The organism is Burkholderia sp. 22088 (assembly GCF_052045915.1).
Taxonomy (GTDB): Bacteria; Pseudomonadota; Gammaproteobacteria; order Burkholderiales; family Burkholderiaceae; genus Burkholderia; species Burkholderia cepacia.
On record NZ_JBQEPY010000001.1, the window covers coordinates 423,620 to 447,824 of the forward strand.

Sequence of the window (24,205 nt, forward strand, 5' to 3'; positions counted from 1 at the left end):
CCGCCATCAAAAGTTGTGCCGCAGCCCGACCATCGCGGCCGTCGTGCCGACTCCCGGCGCGACCGGCTGCCCGTACACGAGCATCTGGTCCATCGTGCCGCGGTTGTTCACGTGGCCGACCTGCGCATAGACCGTCGTGCGCTTCGACAGGCTGTAGTCGGCCGCGAGCACGACCGACGTCGACTTGTTCGCCGAGACGTTGCGATCCTTCAGGTAATACACGGCCGAGCTCACCTGAAGGAAAGGCGTGAAGCGATAGCCGATGCCGGCCGACAGCATGTCCAGGTTCACCTTGTCCGCATGCGACGGATTCCGGCCGTTGCCGTACGACGCCGACACCGAGAAGTCGCGGATCGTGTATTTCGCGCCGACGTAGACGAAGCGGTTGTTGTCGACGCCGGTCGGCGCGACGCCCGGCGCCGGGTTCGTGTCGTGCCCGTTGTAGTAGACGGCCGACGCCTTCAGCCCGTAGTTCGCATACTTGAGCACGACCGATTCGCGCGTGCCGCCCTGGAACTGCCCGGCCACGCCTCCCGGCGCGTATTCGAGCGCGATCGACGCGCCCGCGAACACCGGCGACTGATAGACGAGCGCATTGCTGTCGTACAGCGCGCCGATCGCGCCGTTGGTGCTCGTCCCGGGCCAGCCGGCCGCCGTGTTCAGGCCGAGCCACGCGGTCAGCACGCTGCCGAAGAACTGCGCGTTGCGCACGTCGGTGTCGGCCATCGCGTAGATCATCGGCACGATCTGGCGGCCGGCCGTGAAGGTGCCGAACGGGCCCGACACGCCGAGCGACGCGACCTGGTTGAAGATCGCGACGGCGCCCGGCGTATCGCTCAGCTGCAGCTTGCCGGTGCCGCTGTCGAACGAACCCTGCAGCTTGAAGTTGACCTTGTAGCCGCCGCCGATGTCCTCGCTGCCCTTGATGCCCCAGAAGCTCGAGTAGATGCCGCCGTCCTTCATGCGGAACACCTTGCCCGTATTCGGCGCGGTGGGGCTGAACGACGCCGCCGACGTGCTCTGGTACAGCAGGCCCGTGTCGATCACGCCGTAGAGCGTGACGGAGGATTGCGCGTGCGCGAGCGCCGAACAGCCGGCAAGCGCCGCGAGCGCGGCCAGTTTCGTCTTCATGAAGTCTCCAGGGTCGTATTGGACCGGACGGGGTCGAGCCCGTCCGGGTGAAGCGGGGAAGCAACGAGGCGGGCGGGAAGACGCGACAGGCGGCGCCCGCGTGAGCCATGCGGAAAGACTACGCAACGGCGGGCGGCCGCTCCCCCCCATACGCGGGGGGCAGGGTTGCGGAGAATCGCGGGAGGTGGGGGCGGGAGCGCCGCCCGATCGGCGAAACCGGCGTTACGGCGCGCTTTCGAGCAGGCCGAGCACCAGCGCGCGGCGCACCGCATGCTTGCGCGAGCTGGCGTCGAGCTTGCCGAACAGGTTCTTCAGGTGCCACTTCACGGTTTCCTCGCCGACGGCGAGCGCCACCGCGATCTCCTTGTTCGACAGGTTGCGCGCGAGCAGCTCGAGAATCGCGCGCTCCTTCGGCGTCAAGACGACGCTCGGCACCGCGCGCGGGCTGGCCGCGCCGCGCGGGGCGGGCGGCACGATGCGCGGCGGCGGCAGCGCGTGCCGCGCGGAGCCGGCGCCGGCGGCCGCTTCGTCGCCGGCGCGGCGCGCCCAGTCGGCGATGGCCGGATGCGCGTCGGCGAGCGTGCGCGTGAGCCCGAACAGCTCCGCGAGGTTCATCGCCTCGTCGAGCAGCGCGCGGCCGCCGCCCCCGGACTGTTCGCGCGCGAACGCGCCGAGCGCCATGATCTCGATGCGCGCCTGGCCCATGCTCATTTCACGGGCCAGCACCGCCGCTTCGTCGAGCGCCGCGCGCGCGTCGTCCCAGCGGCGCGCGGCCAGCGCCGCGCCCGCATGCGCGCTCGCCTGCAGCAGCACGACCGGGCGCCGCCACAACGGCCCGTGCGACGGAAACTCGGCGGCCGCGATCGCATCGATCCGCTCGACGAGCGCATGGCAGGTCGCCTCGCGATAACGCGCCGCGTGAATGCGCACCTGTTCGGCGAGGCTCGCGACGGACAGGCGCGGCAGCCGGCGCGCGACGCCCATCGCGTCGAGCGCTTCGAGCAGGTCGATCGCGCGGTGCTCGACGCCGCGCAGCAGCGCGATGCGCGCGGCGGTGCGATAGCCGAGCAGCACGGTATCGGGCGTGCCCGCATGTTCGAGCACGTCGAGCCGGTTCGCGAGCAACGCGGCGGCCTGGTCGACGCGGTCGGCCTCGTACGCGAGCGCCGCGCACATCGCCGCGAGCATGCAGGTCAGCGGATGGCGGCGCCCGAGATCGGCTTCCGCGCGTGCCAGCGCCGGCGACAGCGTGTCGTCGGCCAGCCGGACCTGGCCTTCGCGCAGGTAGCTCAGGCCCGTGATCAGCTCGCCCCAGCGCGCGACGTAGCCGAACCCGGCCGCCGTCTCGCCGCGCGGTGCGGCGTGCTGGAAGCGGCGCGCCTGCGCCGGTTCGCCGACGATGATCGCGCGCGCCGACAGCCGGTTCGCGTGCATTTGCGCGAGCCAGGTCGCCGCCGGCGGCGTGAAGTCGGCCCACGGTTCGAACAGCTCGACGAAACGGTCGATTTCGTCGGCGTAATACGCGGCCGCGCTGAGGATCAGCGCGCATTCGTAGCGCATCGCCGCGGGCGTGCCGGTGTCGGCGAGGATGCCCGCGATCTGGCGCTGCGCCTCGACGTGGCGTTCGCCGAGCGCCAGTGCCCACGCGACCGCGATGCGCAGCGTCGGGCGCTTGTCGAGCTCCGCGTCGGGCAGCAGCGCGAGCCAGTCGAGCACGTCGTTGATGCGGCCCTGCTTGATCGCATCCTCGAGGCAGCGCTGCGCGAGCGCATACGCCACCTCGAACTGGCCGGCCGCATACGCGTGGCGCGCGGCTTCCTCGGTCATCCCGTGCGCGTCGAGCCAGGCGGCCGCACGCGCATGCAGCGCGCTGCGCTCGGCGTCGGGGCCCGCGGCGAGGCGGTCGCGCAGCGTGTCGCGCACGAGCGGATGCAGCCGGCACCAGTCCGAATCGTCCGACGCGATGAACAGCGGCGTGTCGCGGGCGAGCCGCGCGAGACGGCCGGGCGCGTCCGCGTCGTCGAGCAGCGCGGCGCACAGCGACGGATGCAGGCGATCGGCGACGCTCGTGCGGATCAGGAACGCCGTGTCGTCGGCCGACAGGTTCGCGAGCAGCAGCTCGACGAGGCGGTCGCGCGTGCCGTCCACGCGGGCGGCGAGCGCGTCGACCGCCTGGCGCGGATCGGCCGAGCGCGCCATCGCGGCCATCGCGAGCTGCAGGCCGAGCGGCCAGCCGTCGACGCGTTCGAACAGCCGCGCGCACGCGTCGGCGTCGACCCGCTGCGCAAAGCGCGCGCCGACCAGCGCGATCGTCTCGTCGAGCGTGAAGCGCAGCCAGTCGGGGCCCGCGAGCGTGCATTGCCCGCCGGCGAGCAGGTCGCCGGCCGTGTGGTCGAGCCCGCGCCGCGCGGCGACGACGACATGCAGGTTTTGCGGCGCATTGTGCAGCACGTAGGTCAGCGCCTCGAGGCCGGCCGGCGGCAACCGCTCCGCATCGTCGACGATCAGGAGCGCATCGATCGACAGTTGCGCGACCTCGGCCAGCCAGGCGGTCACGCCCTCGAGCGCACGCGCCGCGTCGGCCGCGCCGGGCGGGATCAGGCGCCCGAAGCCGGGCCGTGCGCAACCGGTCCGCACCGCCTGCACGAGGCCCTGCAGCAACCGGGGCGCATCGTCGCGCTCGTCGGCCGACAGCCATACGACCGCGCGGCCGAGCGCGAGGGTCTCGCGGCGCCATTGCGCGAGCAGCGACGTCTTGCCGTAACCGGCCGGCGCCTGCACGAGTGTGACCGGCCGGCCGTCGAAAGCGGGCGACGCGAGGCTCAGCCGCGCGCGGGCCAGCAACTGCGCCGGCACGCGCGGCGCGGTCGTCTTCAGGACCAGTTCGGTGGGAGGCGCGTCGGCGCGAGCGGGTGGGTGGGCCATCGGGCAGCAGTGGGAATCCGGCGGTGCCGTGCGGGCCAGCGTCCGGGGTGGGTGTGGGGGGAAGGATCGGCTGAAGCGCGTTCGCGCGTCAATCCCCCCCGCGACGAGTGGGGCCGTGCCGGCACCGCGTCGATAGCATGGGTTCCGATCCATGACGAACGCAACGAGGAGAGGGCCATGAACATCGCATCGACCGGCACACGGCGCAACGCGTCGCTCGCCGGATAAACGGAGCAGCACGATGTACCGCCATCTGCTCGTGACGGTCGACGGCGCGCCCGGCGGCATCGACGCGATCGGCCATGCGCTCGAACTGGCGCGCGCGGTCGGCGCCCGGGTCACGTTCCTGCTGGCCGGCGCCGCGCCGGCCTCGCGTTTATCCGGAACGCGGCTGCCGGAACACGATGCGAAAGTGGAAGCCGCCGCGCGGGCGCAGGGGTTGTCCCATGCGATCGCGGGGGCCGGCCTTCCGGGGGCCGGCCATCCGGGGGCCGGCGACGCGGCACCCGGCGCGCTGGCGGCCGAACTCGGCTGCGACCTGATCGGCGTCGCGGCGCTGCCGCACGATGCCGATGCGGCAGCCTGCGCGCAGCGGCAGCACCTGCTCGCGACGAGCGGTGTACCGGTGCTCGTGTGCACGTCGCGGCGAACGCCGGCCGAGGCGCGCGTGATGGCGCGTTGCCTCGATGCGCATCGCGCGGTCGGCGGGTTGCTGCATGCGCTGATGGCGTCCGGCGTGGACGCGGCCGCGGATGCACGGCAGCGGCAAGCGAACGACGCGCAGCATGGCCTGATCGCGTCCGCCGCACACGCGGACGTACTGCAGCGGCACGCGGCCGACGCACAGCGTGCGCTGGCATCGCTTGCCGCGCTGCAGCGCGCCCGTGTCGGCACGGCCGCCGAAGCGCACCTCTTCGCGGCATTGCGCGTGCGCGCGGAGTGCGTCGCGGCCGAACTGGACGAACTCGACCGCCAGCGGCAGCGCGATGCGCAAGCGCTCGATGCGCTCGAGCGGATCGCCGCGGACGGGCTGCCGTCGGCCGCGTTCGACGCGGCGCTCGCTCGTTATGCACACGGCGCGTTCGAGCAGATGGGGCGGATGGAAGGCGTGATTTTCCCGGCCGCGCGACGCTACCTGGGCGACGCGGACTGGGCCGGACTGGACGACCCGCCGGCGGACGGCGCAGCCGCGGCGCCGCCGGACATGAACGAACCCGACGATGCGCGGCGCGCATCCGACTGACAACATACGGAGAACACGATGGCACATGCAGTGCGATTCCACGAAACCGGCGGCCCCGACGTGCTGCGCTGGGAAGCAGTCGACGTCGGCGATCCGGGCGCCGGCCAGGTGCGCCTGCGGCACGAGGCCGTCGGGCTGAATTTCGCCGACACGTATTTCCGCAGCGGCCTTTATCCGGTGCCGCTGCCGGCCGGGATCGGCGTCGAGGCGGCCGGCGTGGTCGACGCCGTCGGCCCCGGCGTGACGAACGTCGCCGTCGGCGACCGCGTGACCTACACGGGCTTCCTGAACACGCTCGGCGCGTACAGCACCGAGCGGCTGATCCCCGCCGCGCCGCTCGTGCGGCTGCCGGCCGGCATTTCGTGCGAAACGGCCGCGGCGATGACGATGCGCGGCCTGACGTCGGCCTACCTGCTGCGCCGTATCCACGCGTTCGCGCCGGGCGACACGATCCTGCTGCACGCGGCCGCCGGCGGCGTCGGGCTGATCGTGTCGCAATGGGCGAAGCTGCTCGGGCTCACGGTGATCGGCACGGTTTCGAGCGAGCACAAGGCCGCGATCGCCCGCGCGCACGGCTGCGACCATACGATCGACTACAGCCGCGAGGACGTCGCGAAACGCGTGCGCGAACTGACGGACGGCGCGGGCGTCGACGTCGTGTTCGACAGCGTCGGCAAGGACACCTTCGAAGGCTCGCTCGATTCGCTGAAGCGGCGCGGGCTGATGGTGTGCGTCGGCACCGCGTCGGGCCCGATCCCGCCGTTCGATCCGCAGCGCCTCGCGATGAAGGGCTCGCTGTACCTGACGCGCCCGGCGCTGGCCGACTACATCGCCGATCCGGCCGAGAAGAACGACCTGGCCGGCGAACTGTTCGCGCACGTCGCGGCCGGCCGCATCAGGATCGGGATCAACCAGCGCTACGCGCTGCAGGATGCCGCGCAGGCACACCGCGATCTCGAATCGCGCAAGACGACCGGTTCGTCGGTGTTCATCGTCTGAGGAGACGCGCATGCGAGTCGAACCCCTGACCTGCGCGCTCGGCGCGGAACTGCTGGACGTGAGCCTCGCCGACGCCGTGCACGACGACGGCCTGTTCGCCGAGATCCGCGCGCAGCTGCTGCGGCATCGCGTGCTGTTCCTGCGTGACCAGGACATCACGCGCGCCGAGCACGTCGCGTTCGCGCGGCGCTTCGGCGAACTCGAGGATCATCCGGTCGCCGGCAGCGACCCGGAGCACCCGGGGCTCGTGCGGATCTACAAGTCGCCCGACCAGCCGAACGACCGCTACGAGAATGCGTGGCACAGCGATGCGAGCTGGCGCGTGGCGCCGCCGTTCGGCTGCGTGCTGCGCTGCATCGACGGTCCGCCGGTTGGCGGCGACACGATGTGGGCGAACATGGTGCTCGCCTACGAGCGCCTGCTGGACCATGTGAAGCAGCAGATCGACGACTTGCGCGCGCGCCACAGCATCGAGGCGAGCTTCGGTGCGGCGATGCCGATCGACAAGCGCCTCGCGCTGAAGGCGCAGTACCCGGACGCCGAGCATCCGGTCGTGCGCACGCACCCCGAAACCGGCGAGAAGGTGCTGTACGTGAACGCGTTCACCACGCATTTCACGAACTACCACACGCCCGCACGCGTGCGGGTCGGGCAGGACGCGAATCCCGGCGCCGGCCAGCTGCTGCAATACCTGATCAGCCAGGCATACATCCCCGAATACCAGGTGCGCTGGCGCTGGAAGAAGAACAGCGTCGCGATCTGGGACAACCGCAGCACGCAGCACTACGCGGTCATGGACTACCCGCCGTGCGTGCGCCGGATGGAGCGCGCGGGCATCGTCGGCGACGTGCCGTTCTGAGCGCGCTCGCACCTTAACCGATTCGCAACCTGCACACGACGCGCCGGGCCCGCCGCCCGGCGCGGCGGGATACGCACGCCCGTACGCCTGCACCAAAAACGATTTCCACTGGAGGACGACATGCAATTTCTCGACGATTCGCTGCACCCGGAAAACCAGGACAAGGTAGTCATCACGGTCGCGCCGTACGGCCCCGAATGGATGCCCGCAGACTTTCCGGAAGACATTCCGGTGACGATGGACGAGCACGTGCAGAAGGCCGTCGACTGCTACAACGCGGGCGCGACGGTGCTGCACCTGCATGTGCGCGAACTCGACGGCAAGGGCAGCAAGCGGCTGTCGAAGTTCAACGAGCTGCTCGGCCGGCTGCGCGAGGCGGTGCCCGACATGATCCTGCAGGTGGGCGGCTCGATCTCGTTCGCGCCGGACGGCGACGGCGCGGAAGCGAAATGGCTGTCCGACGACACGCGCCACATGCTCGCCGAGCTGACGCCGAAGCCCGACCAGGTGACGGTCGCGATCAATACCGTGCAGATGAACATCACCGAGCTGATGAACCGCAAGGACATCGCCGGCACGTCGCTGAACGAAGCCGCGTTGTGGGACGCGTACCGCGAGATGACCGTGCCGGCCGGCCCCGGCTGGGTCGACGAGCACCTGCGCCGCCTGCAGGCGGCCGGCATCCAGCCCCATTTCCAGCTCACCGGCATGCATGCGCTGGAAACGCTCGAACGGATCATCCGCCGCGGCGTCTATCGCGGCCCGCTGAACGTCACGTGGGTCGGCATCGGCGGCGGCTTCGACGGCCCGAATCCGTACAACTTCATGGAATTCGTGCGGCGCTGCCCGGACGGCGCGTGCATCACGCTCGAATCCCTGATGAAGAACGTGCTGCCGATCAACACGGTTGCGATGGCGCTGGGCCTGCATCCGCGCTGCGGGATCGAGGACACGATCATCGACCAGAAGGGCAACCGGATGACGTCGGTGCAGCAGGTCGAGCAGTGCGCACGGATCGCGCGCGAACTCGGCCGCGACATCGCGACCGGCAAGGAGGCGAAGGCGATCTACCGGATCGGCGTGCAGTACGACGGCATCGACGAGACCCTCGCTCAGCTCGGGATGGCGCCGAACCGCCGGCCGGGCCAGCCGAACGTGCCGCTGCGGGCCGCCTGACGCGCCGCGCATCCGCGCATCCGGGCCCGCGGCCATGGCGGCCGCGGCCCGCCGATCGTTGTGGCGTGGCACCCATCCCCGCGCGTGATGCGGGGGCGGACTCCGGTCAACGGAGCGGGGCCACGCAAGCCGCGCCGGAGCACGATCGCTCCGGTGCCGGAGGAGACACGCATGCTGATCCATCATGTCGAGCCGTCGATCCAGGACGTCGCCGCCGCCGGCCGGCGCGCGCCCGCCTATGCGTGGCTCGTGTTCGGGCTGACCGTCGGCCTGCTGCTGTCGGACTACATGTCGCGGCAGGTGCTCAACGCCGTGTTCCCGCTGCTCAAGCAAGCATGGGCGCTGTCGGACACGCAGCTCGGTTCGCTCTCCGGCGTCGTCGCGCTGCTGGTCGGGCTGCTGACGTTTCCGCTGTCGGTGCTCGCCGACCGCTTCGGGCGCGTGCGCAGCATCGTGCTGATGGCCGCGCTGTGGAGCGTCGCGACGCTCGGCTGCGCGCTGTCGACCCATTACACGGAGATGCTCGTCGCGCGCGGCCTCGTCGGGCTCGGTGAAGCCGCGTACGGCAGCGTCGGCGTCGCGCTGATCCTCAGCATCTTCCCGGCGCGGCTGCGCGCGACGCTGACCGGCGCGTTCATGGCCGGCGGCGCATTCGGCTCCGTGTTCGGCATGGCGCTCGGCGGGCTCGTCGGCGCGCATCTCGGCTGGCGCTGGTCGTTCGGCGTGATGGCCGCGCTCGGCATCGTGCTGCTCGTCGCGTATCGCTGCGTTGTGACCGAGCGGCGGCTCGCCGCATATCGCTCTGAATACGGCACCGAATACGGCACTGAATACGGCGCCGAACCCTGCCGGCGCGACACCGACACGCCGCGCGACCTGCGCGGCAGCGTGCGCGTGCTGATGTCGGGGCTGTTCGCGTCGCGTTCGGTGATCTGCGCATATCTCGGCAGCGGGCTGCACCTGTTCGTGCCGGGCGCGCTGTTCGCATGGCTGCCGAGCTACCTGAACCGCTACTACGCGATGGCGCCCGACCGCGCGGCCGTGCTCGCCGCCGGTTTCGTGCTGCTCGCGGGTATCGGGATGGTCGGCTGCGGGATCGTCACCGACCGCGTCGGCAAAACCGACGGCAAGCGCAAGTGGCTGACCGCGATCGCATATTGTGTGCTGACCGGCGTCTGCCTCGCGGTCGCGTTCCGGCTGCCGCCCGGGCCGCTGCAGCTCGCGCTGATCTGCGCGGGGATGCTGGTCGGCGCGGGCGCGTCCGGTGCGTCGGGCGCGATGGTCGCGAACCTGACGCCGGCCGCGATCCACGCATCGGCGTTCGCGACGCTCACGCTCGCCAACAACCTGCTCGGCATGGCGCCGGGCCCGCTGCTGACGGGGTGGGCCGCCGATCGCGCCGGCCTCGTCGGCGCACTCCAATGGATTCCCGTCGTGCCGCTCATGGCCGCCGTGCTGTTCGCGATCGGACGCGCGAGCTATGTGGCCGACCTCGCGCGCGTCGAACGCGAACGGCGCGCGTCCAGACTTTCCTGAACGCTTCGGAGGCTGCATGACCCTGACGACCGCACCCACCATCCTGATCGTGCCCGGCTTGCGCGATCACGTCGAAGACCACTGGCAGACGCACCTCGAACGGCGCCTGCCGAACGCACGATCCGTCGCGCCGCTCGAAGCCGACAAGCTGAGCCGCGCGGCACGCGTCGCGGCGCTCGATGCGGCGCTGGCCGCGATCGACGGCCCCGTGATCCTCGTCGCGCACAGCGCGGGGGTGATGATTGCCGTGCACTGGGCGCGGCAGGCCACGCGCAAGATCCACGGCGCGCTGCTCGCGGCGCCGGCCGATCTCGATACGCCGATGCCCGCCGGTTATCCGGCGCCCGACGCAATCGACGCGAACGGCTGGACGCCGGTACCGACCGGGCGGCTGCCGTTTCCGAGCATCGTCGCCGCGAGCCGCAACGATCCGCTCGCGCGCTTCGAGCGTGTCGAAACGCTGGCGGCAGGGTGGGGCAGCAGGCTCGTCGATCTCGGCGAGGTGGGGCACCTGAATCCGGCGTCGGGATATGGCGAGTGGCGTGATGCGGAACGGTTGATCGAAGAGGTGAGGGCGTTGGGCGAAGGCGATTCAGGCTTGAGGAATTGATATTCGGGCATTGTTTGCCGGCCTTGCGGCCTTTTTCGTCCATTCATCGGGCGCCATGACTGACAGCGACGCGACCGCTCCATCCGATTGGCGGACAAGCGGCCGATCGCTGTCATTGTTTTAGCGGAATGCCGTCACGGATCCCAAACGAAAGGTGCTGTACGGCGTCGCGTTGAAACCCCGCACGATCATCCGTCCCACCCACGAGGCCAAGGCTTCGACCGAAGCCGAGGAGGGTGACGTGCTGCGCGCGGCGCGAAAAGTCATTTCCGGACACCGGGACGTGTTGATCGCGCTGAAGAACCGCTGATTTGCCGGGCCTGCCGAACGCCGACGGCACCGATCCAGTCCGAGCCCGTTGAAACCACTTCGCCGGGATTGCCCCCGCAGAGATATGACGTCGCAGGACGACTTGGCGTCCAGCCGCGATCCCCGGCCCATCTTGCCCGGTAACCAAATTGGCACTCACCGGAAGGTGTTTGTCAGGGAAAGTCCCGCCCCACGCCGATCGGTTTTTTGTTGACCGACATCGTATAACGCCGTCATGATTTCCTGAAAAGAAAGGTCCCATCCACCGACCGAAGTGAGGAGACATGAACGCCACCACGATCGCTCGCCGTGTCCGCCGGATCGCACTCGCCGTGGGCTTCACGCTGTCGGCCTCGGCAGCCGTTGCTGCCCCCGTATCGCTGAACATCGTCGATGTCGCGGGCAACCTGCAACTCACGCAGAAGGCCATCGAAGCCTTCAGGGACAAGAACCCGACCCTCGTGTCGAGCGTCACGTTCACGAACGCGCCGGCGCCGCAGCTGCCGGGCAAGATCAAGGCGATGCAGGCGGCGGGGCGCGCCGACATCGACCTCGTGCTGACGGGCACCGACGCGCTGGCCGCCGGCATCGAGCAGAACCTGTGGCTGAAGGTGCTGCCCGACAACGCGGGCGCATTCCCCGGCGTGCTCGACAGGTACGCACCCGGCCCGCGCAAGATGCAGGACCTCGCACAGGGCTTCGGCCTCGAAGTCACCTACATGCCGGCCGGCCCGCTGCTCGAATACAACCCGGCGAAGGTCAGCGACCCGCCGAAAACACCCGATCAGTTGCTCGCGTGGTGCAAGGCGCACCCGAACAAGCTGATCTACGCGCGCCCGGCGAACTCGGGCCCCGGCCGCACGTTCCTGATGGGGCTGCCGTACGTGCTCGGCGACAAGAACCCGCAGGACCCGATCAACGGCTGGGACAAGACCTGGGCGTTCCTGAAGCAGCTCAACGACTGCGTCCCGTACTACCCGGGCGGCACGTCGGCGGTGATGAAGGAGCTCGGCGAAGGCACGCGCGACATGACCGTGACCGTCACCGGCTGGGACCTCAACCCGCGTGCGCTCGGCATCGTGCCGGCCGAGTTCCGGGTCCAGGCGTTCGACAACATGACGTGGGTCAACGATGCGCACTACATGGTGATCCCGAAGGGCGTGCCGAAGGACAAGCTCGACGTGCTGTTCAAGCTGATGAACTTCCTGCTCGAACCGGCGCAGCAGGCGATGACCTACGACGACGGTTACTTCTATCCGGGCCCGGCGGTGAAGGGCGTGACGCTCGAGATGGCGCCCGCGCACAGCCAGGAAGTGATCCGCAAGTTCGGCCGCCCCGAATACGCGAAGCTGCTGGCGGATCGCCCGCACGTGCAGCCGCTCAGCGCGCAGGCGATGGTCGCCGCATTCCAGAAGTGGGATCGCGAGATCGGTTCGCAGAAGTCGAAGTGACGCATGGGCCGGCGGGCGCCGCGGCGCCCGCGTCGATGGAGTTCGCGCAATGAAGCAGAGTTTCCAACGGCTGCGGCTCGATGGCGTCAGCCGCAGCTTCACCAATGCGGAAGGTGCGCAGGTCGCCGCGCTGAACGGGCTCGACCTCGAGATCCGGCGCGGCGAGTTCATCGCGCTGCTCGGCCCGTCGGGCTGCGGCAAGTCGACCGCACTGAACTGCATCGCCGGGCTGCAGCCGCTCACGAGCGGCGGCATCTGGCTCGACGACACGCGCATCGACGTGCTGCCGCCCGAGCGCCGCGGCTTCGGGATGGTGTTCCAGAACTACGCGCTGTTTCCGCACCTGTCGGTGCTCGACAACGTCGGCTTCGGCCTCAAGATGCGCGGCGTGCCGAAGCAGGAAACGCGGCGGCGCGCGCAGCAGGCGCTCGAACTCGTGCAGCTCGTCGGGCACGAGGGCAAGCTGCCCGGGCAGTTGTCGGGCGGGCAGCAGCAGCGCGTCGCGATCGCACGCGCGATCGTCATCGAGCCGCCGCTCGTGCTGATGGACGAACCGCTGTCGAACCTCGACACGAAGCTGCGCATCGAGATGCGCGCCGAGATCCGCCGCATCCACACGCAGCTCGAACGCGCGACGATCTACGTGACGCACGACCAGGACGAGGCGCTGTCGATGGCCGACCGCATCGTCGTGATGAAGGAGGGTGTCGTACAGCAGGTCGCGACGCCGAAGGACGTCTACACGCGCCCGCACAACCTGCACGTCGCGCGTTTCATGGGCTATCGCAACGTGCTGCCGTTCACGCTCGACGGGATGGCAGGCGGCCACGTCAACGTCAGCGCCGCAGGCGTGCGGCTCACGGGCGTGCCGATGGCCGGCTTCGACGCGAAGGACGTCGCGGTCGCGCTGCGCCCCGACGATATCGAGCGCGCGGCAGACGGCGCCGGCAACGCGTTCGACGCGACCGTCGAAACGGTCGAATACGGCGGCCGCGATTCGCTGATCCGTGCGGCCACGCCGTTCGGCCCGATCTGGGCGCGCGTGGCCGGCGAATTCTCGGAAGGCGAGCATTTGCGGCTATGTGTTGCGCCGTCGCGCACGCTCGTCTACGCGGGAGACGCGCGATGAACGGCCGCCGCATCGCGTGCGCTGCAACGCGCCACCGGGAGGCCGCGTGAGCACGCTCCCGGCCGGCGGCACACCGCGCGACGCGAAAGCCTGGCTCGTCACACCCGCACTCGCGTTCATCGTCGCGCTGTTCATCTATCCGTTCGCATACGGTCTCGTGCTGTCGTTCCAGCCGATGAACGGCGGCGGCGCGCTCGCGAACTACGTGCAGTTCTTCACCGACACCGCGATGTGGCCCACGGTGCTCGTCACGCTGAAGCTGGCGGTGCCGGCGACACTGCTCAACGTCGGCGTCGCGGTGCCCGTCGCGTTCGCGCTGCGCCGTAATTCGCCTTACCAGAAGTTCGTCACGACGCTGCTCGTGATTCCCGTCACGCTCGGCACGGTGCTCGTCGCCGACGGGATGCTCACGTATTTCGGGCCGAACGGCTGGTTCCCGCAGGCGTTGCAGGGGCTGCACCTGTACACCGACGAAGTTCGTCTCACGCACAACTACTGGGGCGTGCTGCTGTCGCTGATCGTGTCGGGCTTTCCGTTCGCGTTCCTGCTGATGCTCTCGTACATCAGCGGCATCGACCCGACACTCGCGCGCGCGGCGGCGACGCTCGGCGCGAACCCGTGGCAGCAGTTCCGGCGGATCTACCTGCCGCTGCTCGTGCCGGGGCTCACGATGGCCGCGTGCCTGTCGTTCGTGCAGGCGTTCTCGGTGTTCCCGTCGGCCGTGCTGCTCGGCGCGCCGGCCGGGCCCACGCGCGTGATCTCGATCGCGGCGGCGGAAGCGGCGTTCGAGAGCTACGACTATTCGCTCGCGTCGGCGATCGCGATCGTGATGGGTTTCGTGCAGCTGCTGGTGGTCGCGTCGATGCTCGGCGCGCGCCGCTTCTTCTATACCGGCGCGGTGACGGGGGGCAAGGGCTGATGGCGACCGACAATCATGCCGCCCGCGCGTGGCCGCCGAAGCACGACGCACCCGACCCGCCCGACGTGCGGCCCGCCGACGCGAGGAAACCGCGGAAGATGGCAGGCCATCTCGCCGGCCGTGCGTGGCACGCGCTCGTCTGGGGGCTGATGGCGTTCTTCCTGCTGAACGTGATGCTGCTGATCGCGACCGTCGCGGTGAACTCGATCGCGACACGCTGGTTCGGCACGCCGCTGCCGCAGGGCTTCACGCTGCACTGGTACGCGAAGGCGTGGGCGGACTTCCAGCTCGCGAGCGTGCTGTGGGTGACCGTCGAGGTCGTCGGCGCGGTCGTGCTGCTGTCGATCGCGCTCGGCGTGCCGGCCGCCTATGCGCTCGCGCGCGTGCAGTTTCGCGGCAAGCGCTTCGCGCTGCTGGTGTTCCTGCTGCCGCTGATGGTGCCGCCCGTCACGTACGGGATCCCGATGGCCACCGTGATGTACAAGGTCGGGCTCGCGGGCACGCTGCCCGGCGTGATCCTCGCGAACCTCGTGCCGGCGCTGCCGTTCGTGATCCTCGTGATGACGCCGTTCATCGAGCAGATCGATCCGAATCTCGAAGCCGCCGCGCGCATCTTCGGCGCGAACACGTGGCGCTATTTCCGCCATGTGCTGCTGCCGCTGCTCGTGCCCGGCATGCTCGCGGCGGGGCTGCTCGTGCTGGTGCGCACGATCGGGATGTTCGAGCTGACCTTCTTCACCGCGGGGCCGAGCACGCAGACGCTCGTCGTCGCGCTGTATTACGCGGTGTTCTCGACCGGCGTGCGCGCGCCGCAGTCGATCGACGCGATGGCGATGATCTACATGGCCATCACGCTCGTATGGGTGGTCATCGCGCTGCAGTTCGTGAGCCCGACGCAGCTCGTGAGCCGCGTGAAGCAGGAGCGGCAGTAGGCGAGGGAGAAGCGGAGGGGCGATCGCGCCCGTGCAATTGGTTACAAATGGATACCGCGCACGATACGCGGACGTTGCAGACTACGCGGCGTTCCCCCGATAACGGATATCCATGAAGTTCCAGACGCTGCTGACACTCGCCGGTGCATCGACCCTCCTGGCCGCCTGCAACCTGCTCCACGACGGCCCCGGATCGGGCGACGTCGATGCCGCCGTGCGCCGCGCGCTCGAGGCGGAAAACCACGGCGGGCTGAACGCGCTGTTCGGCCAGCCGCTGCCCGTCTCGGCCGATGTCGTGTCGGCGAAGCCCGACGGCGACTGCAAGAAGGTCGGCGATCGCACCTACTCGTGCGACGTCGTGGTCACGTGGCGCAATACCGACTACAAGCCGTCGCGCGCGAACCTGACCTTCGTGAAGGCCGCCGACGGCTCGTGGCAGACGTCCGGCGTCGACGCGGCGATCGTGACGGGCACCGCGAAATCGCTGGTCGACCAGATCGGCAAGGCATGGCCCGGCAATGCGGCAAGCGGCGCGTCGGCGCCGCAGTGACGCGGTGACCTGCGAGGGCGACGGGCGGGGCGTTTTCCTCCGGTAATACGCGGCCTGTCGCGCCCGAACGCCGCGCCGCGCCTTCCGCCAACTTCACGCCACCGACCGATTGCCCGCGAGCGCATCGCCGGATGCACCGGGGCTGGCGCAGCGGCGGGGCGGCGCCGGTACGGCGCGAACCCCGCAACCGGTCGCCCCATCCTGTTCGATCGACACTCAGGCGCGGACGGCAGGGAAAAAGGGCGCGAGCATCGCGTCCGCGCGCGACCGAATGCATCCTCGGTATGCGGGCCGACTTATAGGGAAAACCCTTATTTCGAGATATAATCACGGCCTAAGTGATAGGTCGAACCATGCCTGAACGTTTCCAAACCCTTGAAAAATTTGTGTTTTCCCTCGTCGTGATGTCCGCGGTCGTGTGCTCGGCATTCCTCGCGTACGAGCGTCACCCCGAGATCAAGATCGCGCTGCACGAAGGCGAAGCGCTGATGCGCGAGAGCGCCAAGTATTCGGTCATCTGCTCGCCGTCCAAGGTCGATCCTTGCGTCGAGATGTCCGCTTACTGAAACGCGCGCATTCGGGGCGGGATCAGCGCGCCGGGTGGTGCGCCGCAGCCAAAGCCGGTGAGTTCCAGTGCGAGGCCCGACCAGCGCCAGACCGGCCCTGCCGCATCGGCGGCCCGAGTTCCCTGACGTAGCGCTCGTCACGCATTCAGAAACCCGCTGCAGGACAGGGTGGATGCACAAACCCGCTACGTGCCGGGTCGCCGGCGTAAGCAACTCCCAATCCAAAGCCCCGCTTCGAGCAGTCGAGCGGGGCTTTTCTCGTAGGGCCGTCGAAACGATCTCCGCGGCTGCGCATCACACCACATGCGTCGGAGCGCCGTCGACGAACGCGGCGACATTGTCGACGAGCTGATCGGCGAGCGCCTGCATCGCCTCGTCGCTCGCCCACGCGACGTGCGGCGTCAGGATGAAGGCCGGATGCGACAGGATCGCGTGGAACGGATGCGCGGCCGGCAGCGGCTCCTGCGTGACCACGTCGAACCCCGCGCCCGCGATCTGCCCCGACTGCAATGCGTCGACGAGCGCGTTTTCATCCACGAGCCCGCCGCGCGCGGTATTGATCAGCAGCGGCCGGCGCGCCATCCGCGCGAACGCGGCCGCGTCGATCAGGTGTCGCGTCGCGGGCGTGAGCGGACAGTGCAGCGTGATCACGTCGCTGTCCCGGAGCAGCGTGTCGAGCGGCGCGTAGTCGTCCCCCGACGCATCGCCGTGCGCGGCGAACCGTACCCGCATGTCGAGCGCGCGCGCGATGCCGGCCACCGCGCGCCCGAGCACGCCGTCGCCGACGATCCCGAGCGTCGAGCCGGCCAGGTCGCGAATCGGATGATCGAAGAAGCAGAACTGCCCGCTGTCGAGCCAGCGCCCCGCGCGCACCGCGTCGCGGTACGCGACGAGGCTGCGGCGCAGCGCGAAGATCAGCGCGAACGTGTGCTCGGGCACCGTGCGGGCCGCATACCCGCGAATGTTGCTCACGACGATGCCGTGCGCGGCACACGCGTCGAGATCGACGATGTCGGTGCCCGTCGCGGCGATCGCGATCATCCGCAGGCGCCGCGCGTCGGCAAGCGCCGCCGCGTCGAGGCGCACCTTGTTGGTCACGACGATGTCCGCGTCGCCGATGCGTGAAGCGACCTCGTGCGCGGCCGTCCGCTCGAACGTGCGCAACGCGTGCGGAAACGGGAACGGCTTCAGCACGGTTTGCGGCGACAGCGTCGCGCGGTCGAGGAACACGATCTTCGCGGGAGAGGAAACGGAAAACATGGCGGGCCTCGCTGGCAGGCGCCCGGGGCGGGCGCGGAACGGGTTCGATTCTGCCGGCGGCGCGCGGGCCGTCGTTTGACCGTTGCGCGAGTGCGCTTTCCCGGATGGAAAGGCTGGCGCACCGCATATGTGAACGGACGCGGCGCACGCCTTTCCGTTTCGGAAAGCCTGGTTGAGCATCGATCGATTTTCGCCGGGCGGGAACGCCGTCATGATCGCCGTCATCGACAACACGCTTTCATCGGAGACAACCATGACACGCCCCCTCGACGGCATCCGCGTGCTGGAACTCGGACAACTGATCGCCGGCCCGTTCGCGGGCCGGATGCTCGCCGAATTCGGTGCGGACGTGCTCAAGGTCGAGCCGCCCGCGCTCGGCGACCCGCTGCGCAAATGGCGGCTGCTGCACGACGGCACGTCGGTCTGGTGGGCCGCGCAGTCGCGCAACAAGCGCTCGCTGACGCTCGACCTGCGCACGCCCGAAGGGCAGGACGTCGTGCGCCGCCTCGTCGCGGAAACCGACGTGCTGATCGAGAACTTCCGGCCCGGCACGCTCGAAGGCTGGGGGCTCGGCTGGGACGCGCTGTCCGCGATCAACCCGGGGCTCGTGATGCTGCGCGTGTCGGGCTTCGGCCAGACGGGCCCGTACCGCGACCGTCCCGGCTTCGGCGTGATCGCCGAGGCGATGGGCGGCCTGCGGCACCTGACCGGCGAGCCGGGCCGCACGCCGGTGCGCGTCGGCGTCTCGCTCGGCGATTCGCTGTCGGCGCTGCACGGCGTGATCGGCGTGCTGCTCGCGCTGCGGCATCGCGAGCAGCAGGGCGGCAAGGGGCAGGTCGTCGATGTCGCGCTGTACGAGTCGGTATTCAACATGATGGAAAGCCTGCTGCCCGAATACTCGGCGTTCGGTACCGTACGCGAGGCGGCCGGCAGCAGCCTGCCCGGCATCGCACCGACCAACGCGTATCGCTGTCGCGACGGCCGGTACGCACTGATCGCCGGGAACGGCGACAGCATCTTCCGGCGCCTGATGGAGCTGATCGGCCGGCCCGATCTCGGCAACGATCCCGCGCTCGCGCACAACGACGGGCGCGTCGCGCAGGTCGAACGCATCGACGCGGCGATCGGCGCGTGGAGCGCACGGCACGATCTCGACGCCGTGCTGGCCGCCTTGAACGACGCACGCATCCCGTCCGGGCGCATCTACGACGTGGCCGACATCGCCGCCGATCCGCATTACCGCGCGCGCGACATGCTCGTCGATGCCGCGCTGCCCGACGGCACGCCCGTGCTCGTGCCCGGCATCGTGCCGAAGCTCGGTGCGACGCCCGGGCGCATCGAGCGCCCGGCGCCCGCGCTGGGCGCGGACACCGACGCGGCACTCGAAGCGCTCGGCATCGATGCGGCGACACGCGGCGACTGGCGCACGCGCGGCGTGATCTGAACCCGAACCAGGAGACGGCGACATGAGCGGGCAACGCACACGGCTCTACATCCACGAAGTCGCGACGCGCGACGGTTTCCAGAACGAAGCGGCATTCGTCGACACCGACGACAAGATCGCGCTCGTCGATGCGCTGAGCGCCTGCGGCTACGCGAAGATCGAGGTCACGTCGTTCACGTCGCCGAGGGCGATCCCCGCGTTGCGCGACGCCGAGGCCGTGATGCACGGCATCGCGCGCGCACCGGGTGTCGTCTACACGGTGCTCGTGCCGAACGTGCGTGGTGCCGAGCGCGCGCTGTCGTGCGGCGTCGACGAAGTGAACCTCGTGATGTCGACGAGCGAAAGCCACAACCGCGCGAACCTGCGGATGACGCGCGAGCAATCGTTCGCACAGCTGCGCGACGTGATCGACGCGGTACGCGGCACGGGTGTCACCATCAACGTCTCGCTGTCGACCGCGATGGGCTGCCCGATGGAAGGGGACGTCGCGGCCGAGGGCGTGCTCGCATGGATGCAGCGCTTCGCGGATCTCGGCGTGCACGGCTTCACGCTGTGCGATACGACGGGCATGGCGTTTCCGTCGCAAGTGCGCGAACTGTCGGCACGTGCACGCGAGCGCTTCGGCGCGCTGCAGCTCACGCTGCACTTCCACAACACACGCGGGATGGCGCTCGCGAACACGCTCGCGGCACTCGACGCCGGGATCGACCGCTTCGACGCATCGCTCGGCGGCCTCGGCGGCTGCCCGTACGCGCCGGGCGCGACCGGCAACGCGTGCACCGAGGAACTCGTGCACATGCTCGAACTCGACGGCTACGATACGGGCGTCGATCTCGCGGCCGTGCTGGCCGCGTCGGCGCGGCTGCCCGCGCTGATCGGCCATGACGTGCCGAGCCAGATCCTGAAGGCCGGGCGCCGCTCGGACCTTCATCCGCCACCGCGCGCGGACGCCGGCGACATGCCCGCGCAACGCGCTTTCTCGTGAACGACCAACCGGAGCGAACCTCATGGCACTGATTGACCACCTCGACCATCTCGTGCTGACCTGCGTCGATCCCGACCGGACGACGCATTTCTACACCGAGGTGCTGCAGATGCAGCTCGAAACCTTCGGAGCCGGCCGGATCGCGTTCCGCTTCGGCAACCAGAAGATCAACCTGCACGTGCGCGGCGCGGAGTTCGAACCGAAAGCGCATGTGCCGGTGCCCGGCGCGCTCGACCTGTGCTTCATCGCGTCGGTGCCGCTCGACGACGTGATCGCGCACCTGAAGCGCGTCGAATGGCCGATCGTCGAAGGGCCCGTCGAACGCACGGGCGCGACGCGGAAGATCCGGTCGGTCTACGTGCGCGATCCCGACCTGAACCTGATCGAGATCTCCGAACTGATCTGACTCGAGCCGACCGCCGGGCGCGCCGGCGGGCATCTCGTGCCATCGCGCATGCGGCCCGGATCGTACCGGTGCGAACGCATGCCGCGTCGATCTGCCGCCGAAAACGGACAGCCGGTTTCCGCGCTCGCCGATTCCGGATAGCCGGCCCATGCCGCGCTGCGGATAATGCGTGCTTCGGCGACTGAGAAGCCGCCTTCGCACCGGACGCGACGCCTGCGTCCGCGCTTCCGCAACCCGACCCAAACGATTCCGATGACGATCCTCTATCGCGGCATGGACCGCGCGGCACTCGACGCCGCCTATCTGAACACGAAGGTGGTACCCGATTTCCCTGCGCTGCTGGCGTCGATGCAGGCGCGCAGCGCGGCGCTCTACGACACGACGCGCGGCCGGCGCGACCTGCGTTACGGTGCGCAGCCCGCGCAGCGATTCGACTGGCTGTCGTGCGGTCGGCCCGATGCGCCGCTGTTCGTGTTCATTCATGGCGGCTACTGGCAGCACTGCGCGAAAGAGGATTTCGCGTACGCGGCGAGCGGGCCGCTCGCGCGCGGTTTCGACGTGATACTCGCCGAATACACGCTGGCGCCGGTCGCGACGATGACCGACATCGTCGGCGAGATCGGCGCGCTGCTCGACTACCTGGCGAACGACCCCGACGCAATCGGTACCGCCGGGCGGCCGATTCACCTGAGCGGCCATTCGGCGGGCGGCCACCTGACGGCCGTGTACCGCGCGCATCCGGCCGTCGTGTCGGCACTCGCGATCAGCCCGCTCGTCGATCTCGAACCGATCTCGCTGTGCGTCCTGAACGACAAGCTGCAGCTCAGCGCGCGCGAAGTCGACGCGTACAGCCCGTTGCGCCATGTCGGGCCCGGCGCACCGACGGTCGTTGCGGTCGGCGATGCCGAGCTGCCCGAACTCGTCCGGCAGGCACGCGACTATGCGACGGCGTGCGAAGCGGCCGGCGAACGGATCGTCCACGTCGGGCTCCCCGGCATGCGGCACTTCGACGTGCTCGACGATCTCGCGAAGCCGGACGGTGCGATGCTCGCCGCGTTGCAGTCGATCGCGCCGCGCTAGGCGCCGTTTTGCGCCGTATCGCGCGGGGTCGGCCGGGCGTATGATCGGCGTCAGGCCGCCGCGCTGACCGCAAGCGCCGGCCGGCCTACCCAGGACCCACGACATGGTGAACCCGCTTCATTTCGATCTGCAATCGCTGCGCGTGTTCGCGCTCGTCGCCGAGCACGGCAGCCTGACGAAAGCGGCCGAGCACGGCCAGCTCACGCTGTCCGCGGTCAGCAAGCGCATCGCCGAGCTCGAAAGCGTGACGGGCAGCGCGCTGTTCGTCCGGCATGCGCGCGGTGTCGAGCTGACGCCCGCGGGCCGCGCGCTGCTCGACCATGCGGCGAAGGTGATCGAGCAGATCAACCGGATGGCGCACGAGATGAGCGACTACGTCGCCGGCGTGCGTGGCCACATCCATGTGTGGACCAACACGTCCGCGATCGTCCAGTTCCTGCCCGCCGATCTCGCGGCGTTCCTCACCGACAATCCGGGTATCAAGGTCAGCCTCGAGGAGCGTTTGAGCCACGAGATCGTCGACGCGCTCGCGTCCGGCAAGGCCGATCTCGGCGTGTTCGCCGACAACGTGCCGGCCCCCGGTATCGAACGGCGGCTGTACCGCCGCGACGAACTCGTGCTGCTCGTGCCGCGCACGCACCGGTTCGCCGCGCGCGACAGCCTCCGCTTCGCGGACACGCTCGACGAGGACTACGTCGGGCTCAGCGACGGCAGTTCGCTGCTCGCGCGCATGACCGACGCCGCGTTCGCGGTCGAGCGTTCGCTGAAGCTGCGGATCCAGGTATCGAATTTCGACGGCGTGAGCCGGATGATCGAGGCGGGGCTCGGGATCGGCATCCTGCCGCGCGACGCGGTGACCGGCGAGCGCGCGGCGCGGCTCGGAGTCGTGAGGCTCGACGATGCGTGGGCGACGCGCACGCTTTGGGTCGGCGTGAAGGCCGGAACGGTGCTGACGACCGATATCGCGAAGCTGTTCGATTTCATGTCGGCGCGTTGAGGCCGGCCTGCGAGCTGGCGGGAATTGTCGCGGTGCGGCTTCGGGGAAGGGCGATCGTCGGGGCGCGTTCGGCTCGCCGCGGCGGGAAGCCGATGCCGTTGCGGGAAGCCGATTCGTAGCAGCCGCGTCAGACCGACCGGCGGACGACCGCGAACAGCCGGCGAGTAGTACAACCCGGATGCAGCCGACAGTCGCGAGCACGGCACGTACTTTCCTGTCGGGCCCCAGCAACGCCCGTGCCGCCGCCCGCACACTTCGCCTTGTCGTCGCGGGTTCGTTCCTTGCACTATCGTTACACCGTTCCCGCTCGTGTCGGCGATGACCGTCGGGCCGGCCCAATTGCTGCCCGCTGGATGGGCGGTGTAACCGATCTCTCCCTTGAAGCCGCCGGGTTGAGCAGTCATTTTTCGCACTCGACACAATATTCCCGCGCCTGAAACGTCTTCAGGTGCATGGAATCGCCACCCACTTCACGCACATGACCGACCCAGACCGCGACATCACCGCGATAGTGATGCGTGAACGAACGAGGCTGGTGAGCTTCATCCGGCGTCGGATTCGCGACCCGGACGATGCCGAGGACATCCTTCAGGACGTGTTTCACGAATTCGTCCAGGCTTACCGGCTTCCGGCGCCCATCGAACAGGTGAGCGCGTGGCTGTTCCGCGCCGCGCGCAACCGTATCGTCGACCGCTTTCGCAAGAAGAAGGAGCAGCCGCTGACGGATCTGTCCGAGGCCGACGACGACGCGGACAGCGAGTACCGGCTGGATCTCGTGCTGCCGGCGCACGATGCCGGCCCCGAAGCAGTCTACGCGCGCACGCTCCTGCTCGAAGCCTTGCAGGATGCGCTCGACGAGCTGCCGGCGAATCAGCGCGAGGTATTTATCGCGCACGAACTGGAGGGCCGTTCCTTCAAGGAGATGGCCACGCAAAGCGGCGTTGCGCTCAATACGCTGCTCGCGCGCAAACGCTATGCGGTCTTGCATCTGCGTGCACGACTGCAGCTCATTCATGACGAACTGGACAATATCTAGGGTCTGTTTACATATGGAACGCACATGCGAATGCCCGAAATCGCTCGTCCCCCAAGGGGACTTCCTCCGGGGCGTAGGGCAAGAAGTGAGGAGCGCCGTTTGGCCGAGCCAAACGCCCCGCAGGAAGTCCCCTTGGGGGACAAGCGACGAGCGACGCCGCCATACGGGCGATTTCGGGCATTCCCGTGGAATGAATTTTTTAATTAGGGGTTGCCACGAGAACGGCCGCTCGCCGCGTTGCGCTCCTTGCGAATACGTCAGTATTCGCGGCGTCACGCGCCTCGCGAGCGGCCGTTCTCGTGGCAACGCATGTGCGTTCCATATGTAAACAGACCCTAGAGGAGTCGACAAATGAATTTTCGAATCAGATGCGCGGGCAAGGCGGTGCTCGCGTTGATTGCCATAGGCGTGCTCGGATGGGTCGTCATGATGTTGTGGAACTGGGTGATGCCGGCGCTGTTCGTCGGGGCCCGTACGATCGATTTCGCCCGGGCGCTGGGCCTGCTCGTGTTGAGCCGCATCCTGTTCGGCGGATTCCGCGGACACCACGGCTGGCGCGGCCGGCGCCACTGGCGCAAGTGGGAATCGATGACGCCCGAGGAACGCGAGCATTTCCGCAACGCGTGGCGCTCCGGCGACGACCGGCCATCGGGAGCGTGAAC

At 69.2% G+C, this 24,205-nt stretch carries 23 protein-coding genes; 20 read left to right on the forward strand and 3 right to left on the reverse strand.

What is annotated here, in order from left to right; all coding sequences use genetic code 11:
* Nucleotides 1-6: 6 nt before the first annotated feature.
* Nucleotides 7-1,131 (reverse strand): porin, encoded by a 1,125-nt coding sequence (locus ACTJLD_RS02075; RefSeq protein WP_440657853.1) that lies wholly within the window; start codon nucleotides 1,129-1,131, stop codon nucleotides 7-9.
* 222 nt (nucleotides 1,132-1,353) lie between these two features.
* Entirely contained in the window at nucleotides 1,354-4,056 is a 2,703-nt protein-coding gene (locus tag ACTJLD_RS02080; RefSeq protein ID WP_440657854.1) for a LuxR C-terminal-related transcriptional regulator, read from the reverse strand.
* 241 nt (nucleotides 4,057-4,297) lie between these two features.
* On the opposite strand from ACTJLD_RS02080, the gene ACTJLD_RS02085 reads away from it, so the two are divergent.
* The 13 genes from ACTJLD_RS02085 to ACTJLD_RS02145 all read left to right on the forward strand — a co-directional run bounded on the left by ACTJLD_RS02085 (nucleotide 4,298) and on the right by ACTJLD_RS02145 (nucleotide 16,335).
* On the forward strand, nucleotides 4,298-5,299 hold the full coding sequence (locus ACTJLD_RS02085; protein WP_440657856.1) for a universal stress protein: 1,002 nt from the start codon (nucleotides 4,298-4,300) through the stop codon (nucleotides 5,297-5,299).
* A gap of 18 nt (nucleotides 5,300-5,317) precedes the next feature.
* Nucleotides 5,318-6,298: a quinone oxidoreductase family protein gene (locus ACTJLD_RS02090; RefSeq protein ID WP_059700275.1), complete on the forward strand. Its 981-nt coding sequence runs from the start codon at nucleotides 5,318-5,320 to the stop codon at nucleotides 6,296-6,298.
* A 10-nt stretch (nucleotides 6,299-6,308) separates the two neighbouring features.
* Nucleotides 6,309-7,157 carry a TauD/TfdA dioxygenase family protein gene (locus tag ACTJLD_RS02095; protein WP_440657859.1) on the forward strand — a complete coding sequence of 283 codons (849 nt, stop codon included), beginning with the start codon at nucleotides 6,309-6,311 and terminating at the stop codon, nucleotides 7,155-7,157.
* Nucleotides 7,158-7,277: 120 nt separating this feature from the next.
* Nucleotides 7,278-8,333 (forward strand): 3-keto-5-aminohexanoate cleavage protein, encoded by a 1,056-nt coding sequence (locus ACTJLD_RS02100; protein ID WP_440657860.1) that lies wholly within the window; start codon nucleotides 7,278-7,280, stop codon nucleotides 8,331-8,333.
* A 171-nt stretch (nucleotides 8,334-8,504) separates the two neighbouring features.
* The gene (locus ACTJLD_RS02105) at nucleotides 8,505-9,869 is read left to right on the forward strand and encodes an MFS transporter (RefSeq protein ID WP_175863864.1); all 1,365 of its coding nucleotides are present in this window, start codon (nucleotides 8,505-8,507) and stop codon (nucleotides 9,867-9,869) included.
* 16 nt (nucleotides 9,870-9,885) lie between these two features.
* Entirely contained in the window at nucleotides 9,886-10,479 is a 594-nt protein-coding gene (locus tag ACTJLD_RS02110) for an RBBP9/YdeN family alpha/beta hydrolase (protein ID WP_440657861.1), read from the forward strand.
* Nucleotides 10,480-10,633: 154 nt separating this feature from the next.
* Nucleotides 10,634-10,789 (forward strand): hypothetical protein, encoded by a 156-nt coding sequence (locus ACTJLD_RS02115; RefSeq protein ID WP_321878644.1) that lies wholly within the window; start codon nucleotides 10,634-10,636, stop codon nucleotides 10,787-10,789.
* Nucleotides 10,790-11,072: 283 nt separating this feature from the next.
* Nucleotides 11,073-12,239: an extracellular solute-binding protein gene (locus tag ACTJLD_RS02120; protein WP_042975123.1), complete on the forward strand. Its 1,167-nt coding sequence runs from the start codon at nucleotides 11,073-11,075 to the stop codon at nucleotides 12,237-12,239.
* 49 nt (nucleotides 12,240-12,288) lie between these two features.
* Nucleotides 12,289-13,368 carry an ABC transporter ATP-binding protein gene (locus ACTJLD_RS02125; protein ID WP_440657863.1) on the forward strand — a complete coding sequence of 360 codons (1,080 nt, stop codon included), beginning with the start codon at nucleotides 12,289-12,291 and terminating at the stop codon, nucleotides 13,366-13,368.
* A 46-nt stretch (nucleotides 13,369-13,414) separates the two neighbouring features.
* Complete coding sequence (locus ACTJLD_RS02130; RefSeq protein ID WP_059682835.1) at nucleotides 13,415-14,287, forward strand: ABC transporter permease; 873 nt, start codon at nucleotides 13,415-13,417, stop codon at nucleotides 14,285-14,287.
* A complete protein-coding gene (locus ACTJLD_RS02135; RefSeq protein ID WP_060205503.1) occupies nucleotides 14,287-15,219 on the forward strand; it encodes an ABC transporter permease in 933 nt (310 codons plus the stop codon). Before ACTJLD_RS02130 ends, ACTJLD_RS02135 begins: the two co-directional genes overlap by 1 nt.
* 112 nt (nucleotides 15,220-15,331) lie before the next feature.
* Nucleotides 15,332-15,769 (forward strand): hypothetical protein, encoded by a 438-nt coding sequence (locus ACTJLD_RS02140; protein WP_021159623.1) that lies wholly within the window; start codon nucleotides 15,332-15,334, stop codon nucleotides 15,767-15,769.
* Between the two features lie 353 nt (nucleotides 15,770-16,122).
* Nucleotides 16,123-16,335: a hypothetical protein gene (locus ACTJLD_RS02145; RefSeq protein ID WP_006497261.1), complete on the forward strand. Its 213-nt coding sequence runs from the start codon at nucleotides 16,123-16,125 to the stop codon at nucleotides 16,333-16,335.
* Nucleotides 16,336-16,629: 294 nt separating this feature from the next.
* Here ACTJLD_RS02145 and ACTJLD_RS02150 read toward each other — a convergent pair whose 3' ends face one another.
* Nucleotides 16,630-17,595 (reverse strand): D-2-hydroxyacid dehydrogenase, encoded by a 966-nt coding sequence (locus ACTJLD_RS02150; protein WP_440657865.1) that lies wholly within the window; start codon nucleotides 17,593-17,595, stop codon nucleotides 16,630-16,632.
* Nucleotides 17,596-17,848: 253 nt separating this feature from the next.
* Between ACTJLD_RS02150 and ACTJLD_RS02155 the strand changes: the two genes are divergently transcribed.
* From ACTJLD_RS02155 to ACTJLD_RS02185, 7 genes are all read left to right on the forward strand, one after another.
* The gene (locus tag ACTJLD_RS02155) at nucleotides 17,849-19,039 is read left to right on the forward strand and encodes a CaiB/BaiF CoA transferase family protein (protein ID WP_440657866.1); all 1,191 of its coding nucleotides are present in this window, start codon (nucleotides 17,849-17,851) and stop codon (nucleotides 19,037-19,039) included.
* Nucleotides 19,040-19,061: 22 nt separating this feature from the next.
* Entirely contained in the window at nucleotides 19,062-20,024 is a 963-nt protein-coding gene (locus ACTJLD_RS02160; RefSeq protein ID WP_440657867.1) for a hydroxymethylglutaryl-CoA lyase, read from the forward strand.
* Between the two features lie 22 nt (nucleotides 20,025-20,046).
* Nucleotides 20,047-20,430: a VOC family protein gene (locus ACTJLD_RS02165; RefSeq protein ID WP_027787387.1), complete on the forward strand. Its 384-nt coding sequence runs from the start codon at nucleotides 20,047-20,049 to the stop codon at nucleotides 20,428-20,430.
* A 252-nt stretch (nucleotides 20,431-20,682) separates the two neighbouring features.
* Nucleotides 20,683-21,510, forward strand: a complete 828-nt coding sequence (locus ACTJLD_RS02170; RefSeq protein WP_060205497.1) for an alpha/beta hydrolase — start codon at nucleotides 20,683-20,685, stop codon at nucleotides 21,508-21,510.
* Nucleotides 21,511-21,613: 103 nt separating this feature from the next.
* A complete protein-coding gene (locus ACTJLD_RS02175) occupies nucleotides 21,614-22,507 on the forward strand; it encodes a LysR family transcriptional regulator (protein WP_440657868.1) in 894 nt (297 codons plus the stop codon).
* A 478-nt stretch (nucleotides 22,508-22,985) separates the two neighbouring features.
* Nucleotides 22,986-23,543 carry an RNA polymerase sigma factor gene (locus ACTJLD_RS02180; protein WP_027787385.1) on the forward strand — a complete coding sequence of 186 codons (558 nt, stop codon included), beginning with the start codon at nucleotides 22,986-22,988 and terminating at the stop codon, nucleotides 23,541-23,543.
* Nucleotides 23,544-23,894: 351 nt separating this feature from the next.
* A complete protein-coding gene (locus ACTJLD_RS02185; RefSeq protein WP_027787384.1) occupies nucleotides 23,895-24,203 on the forward strand; it encodes a hypothetical protein in 309 nt (102 codons plus the stop codon).
* Nucleotides 24,204-24,205: the final 2 nt, after the last annotated feature.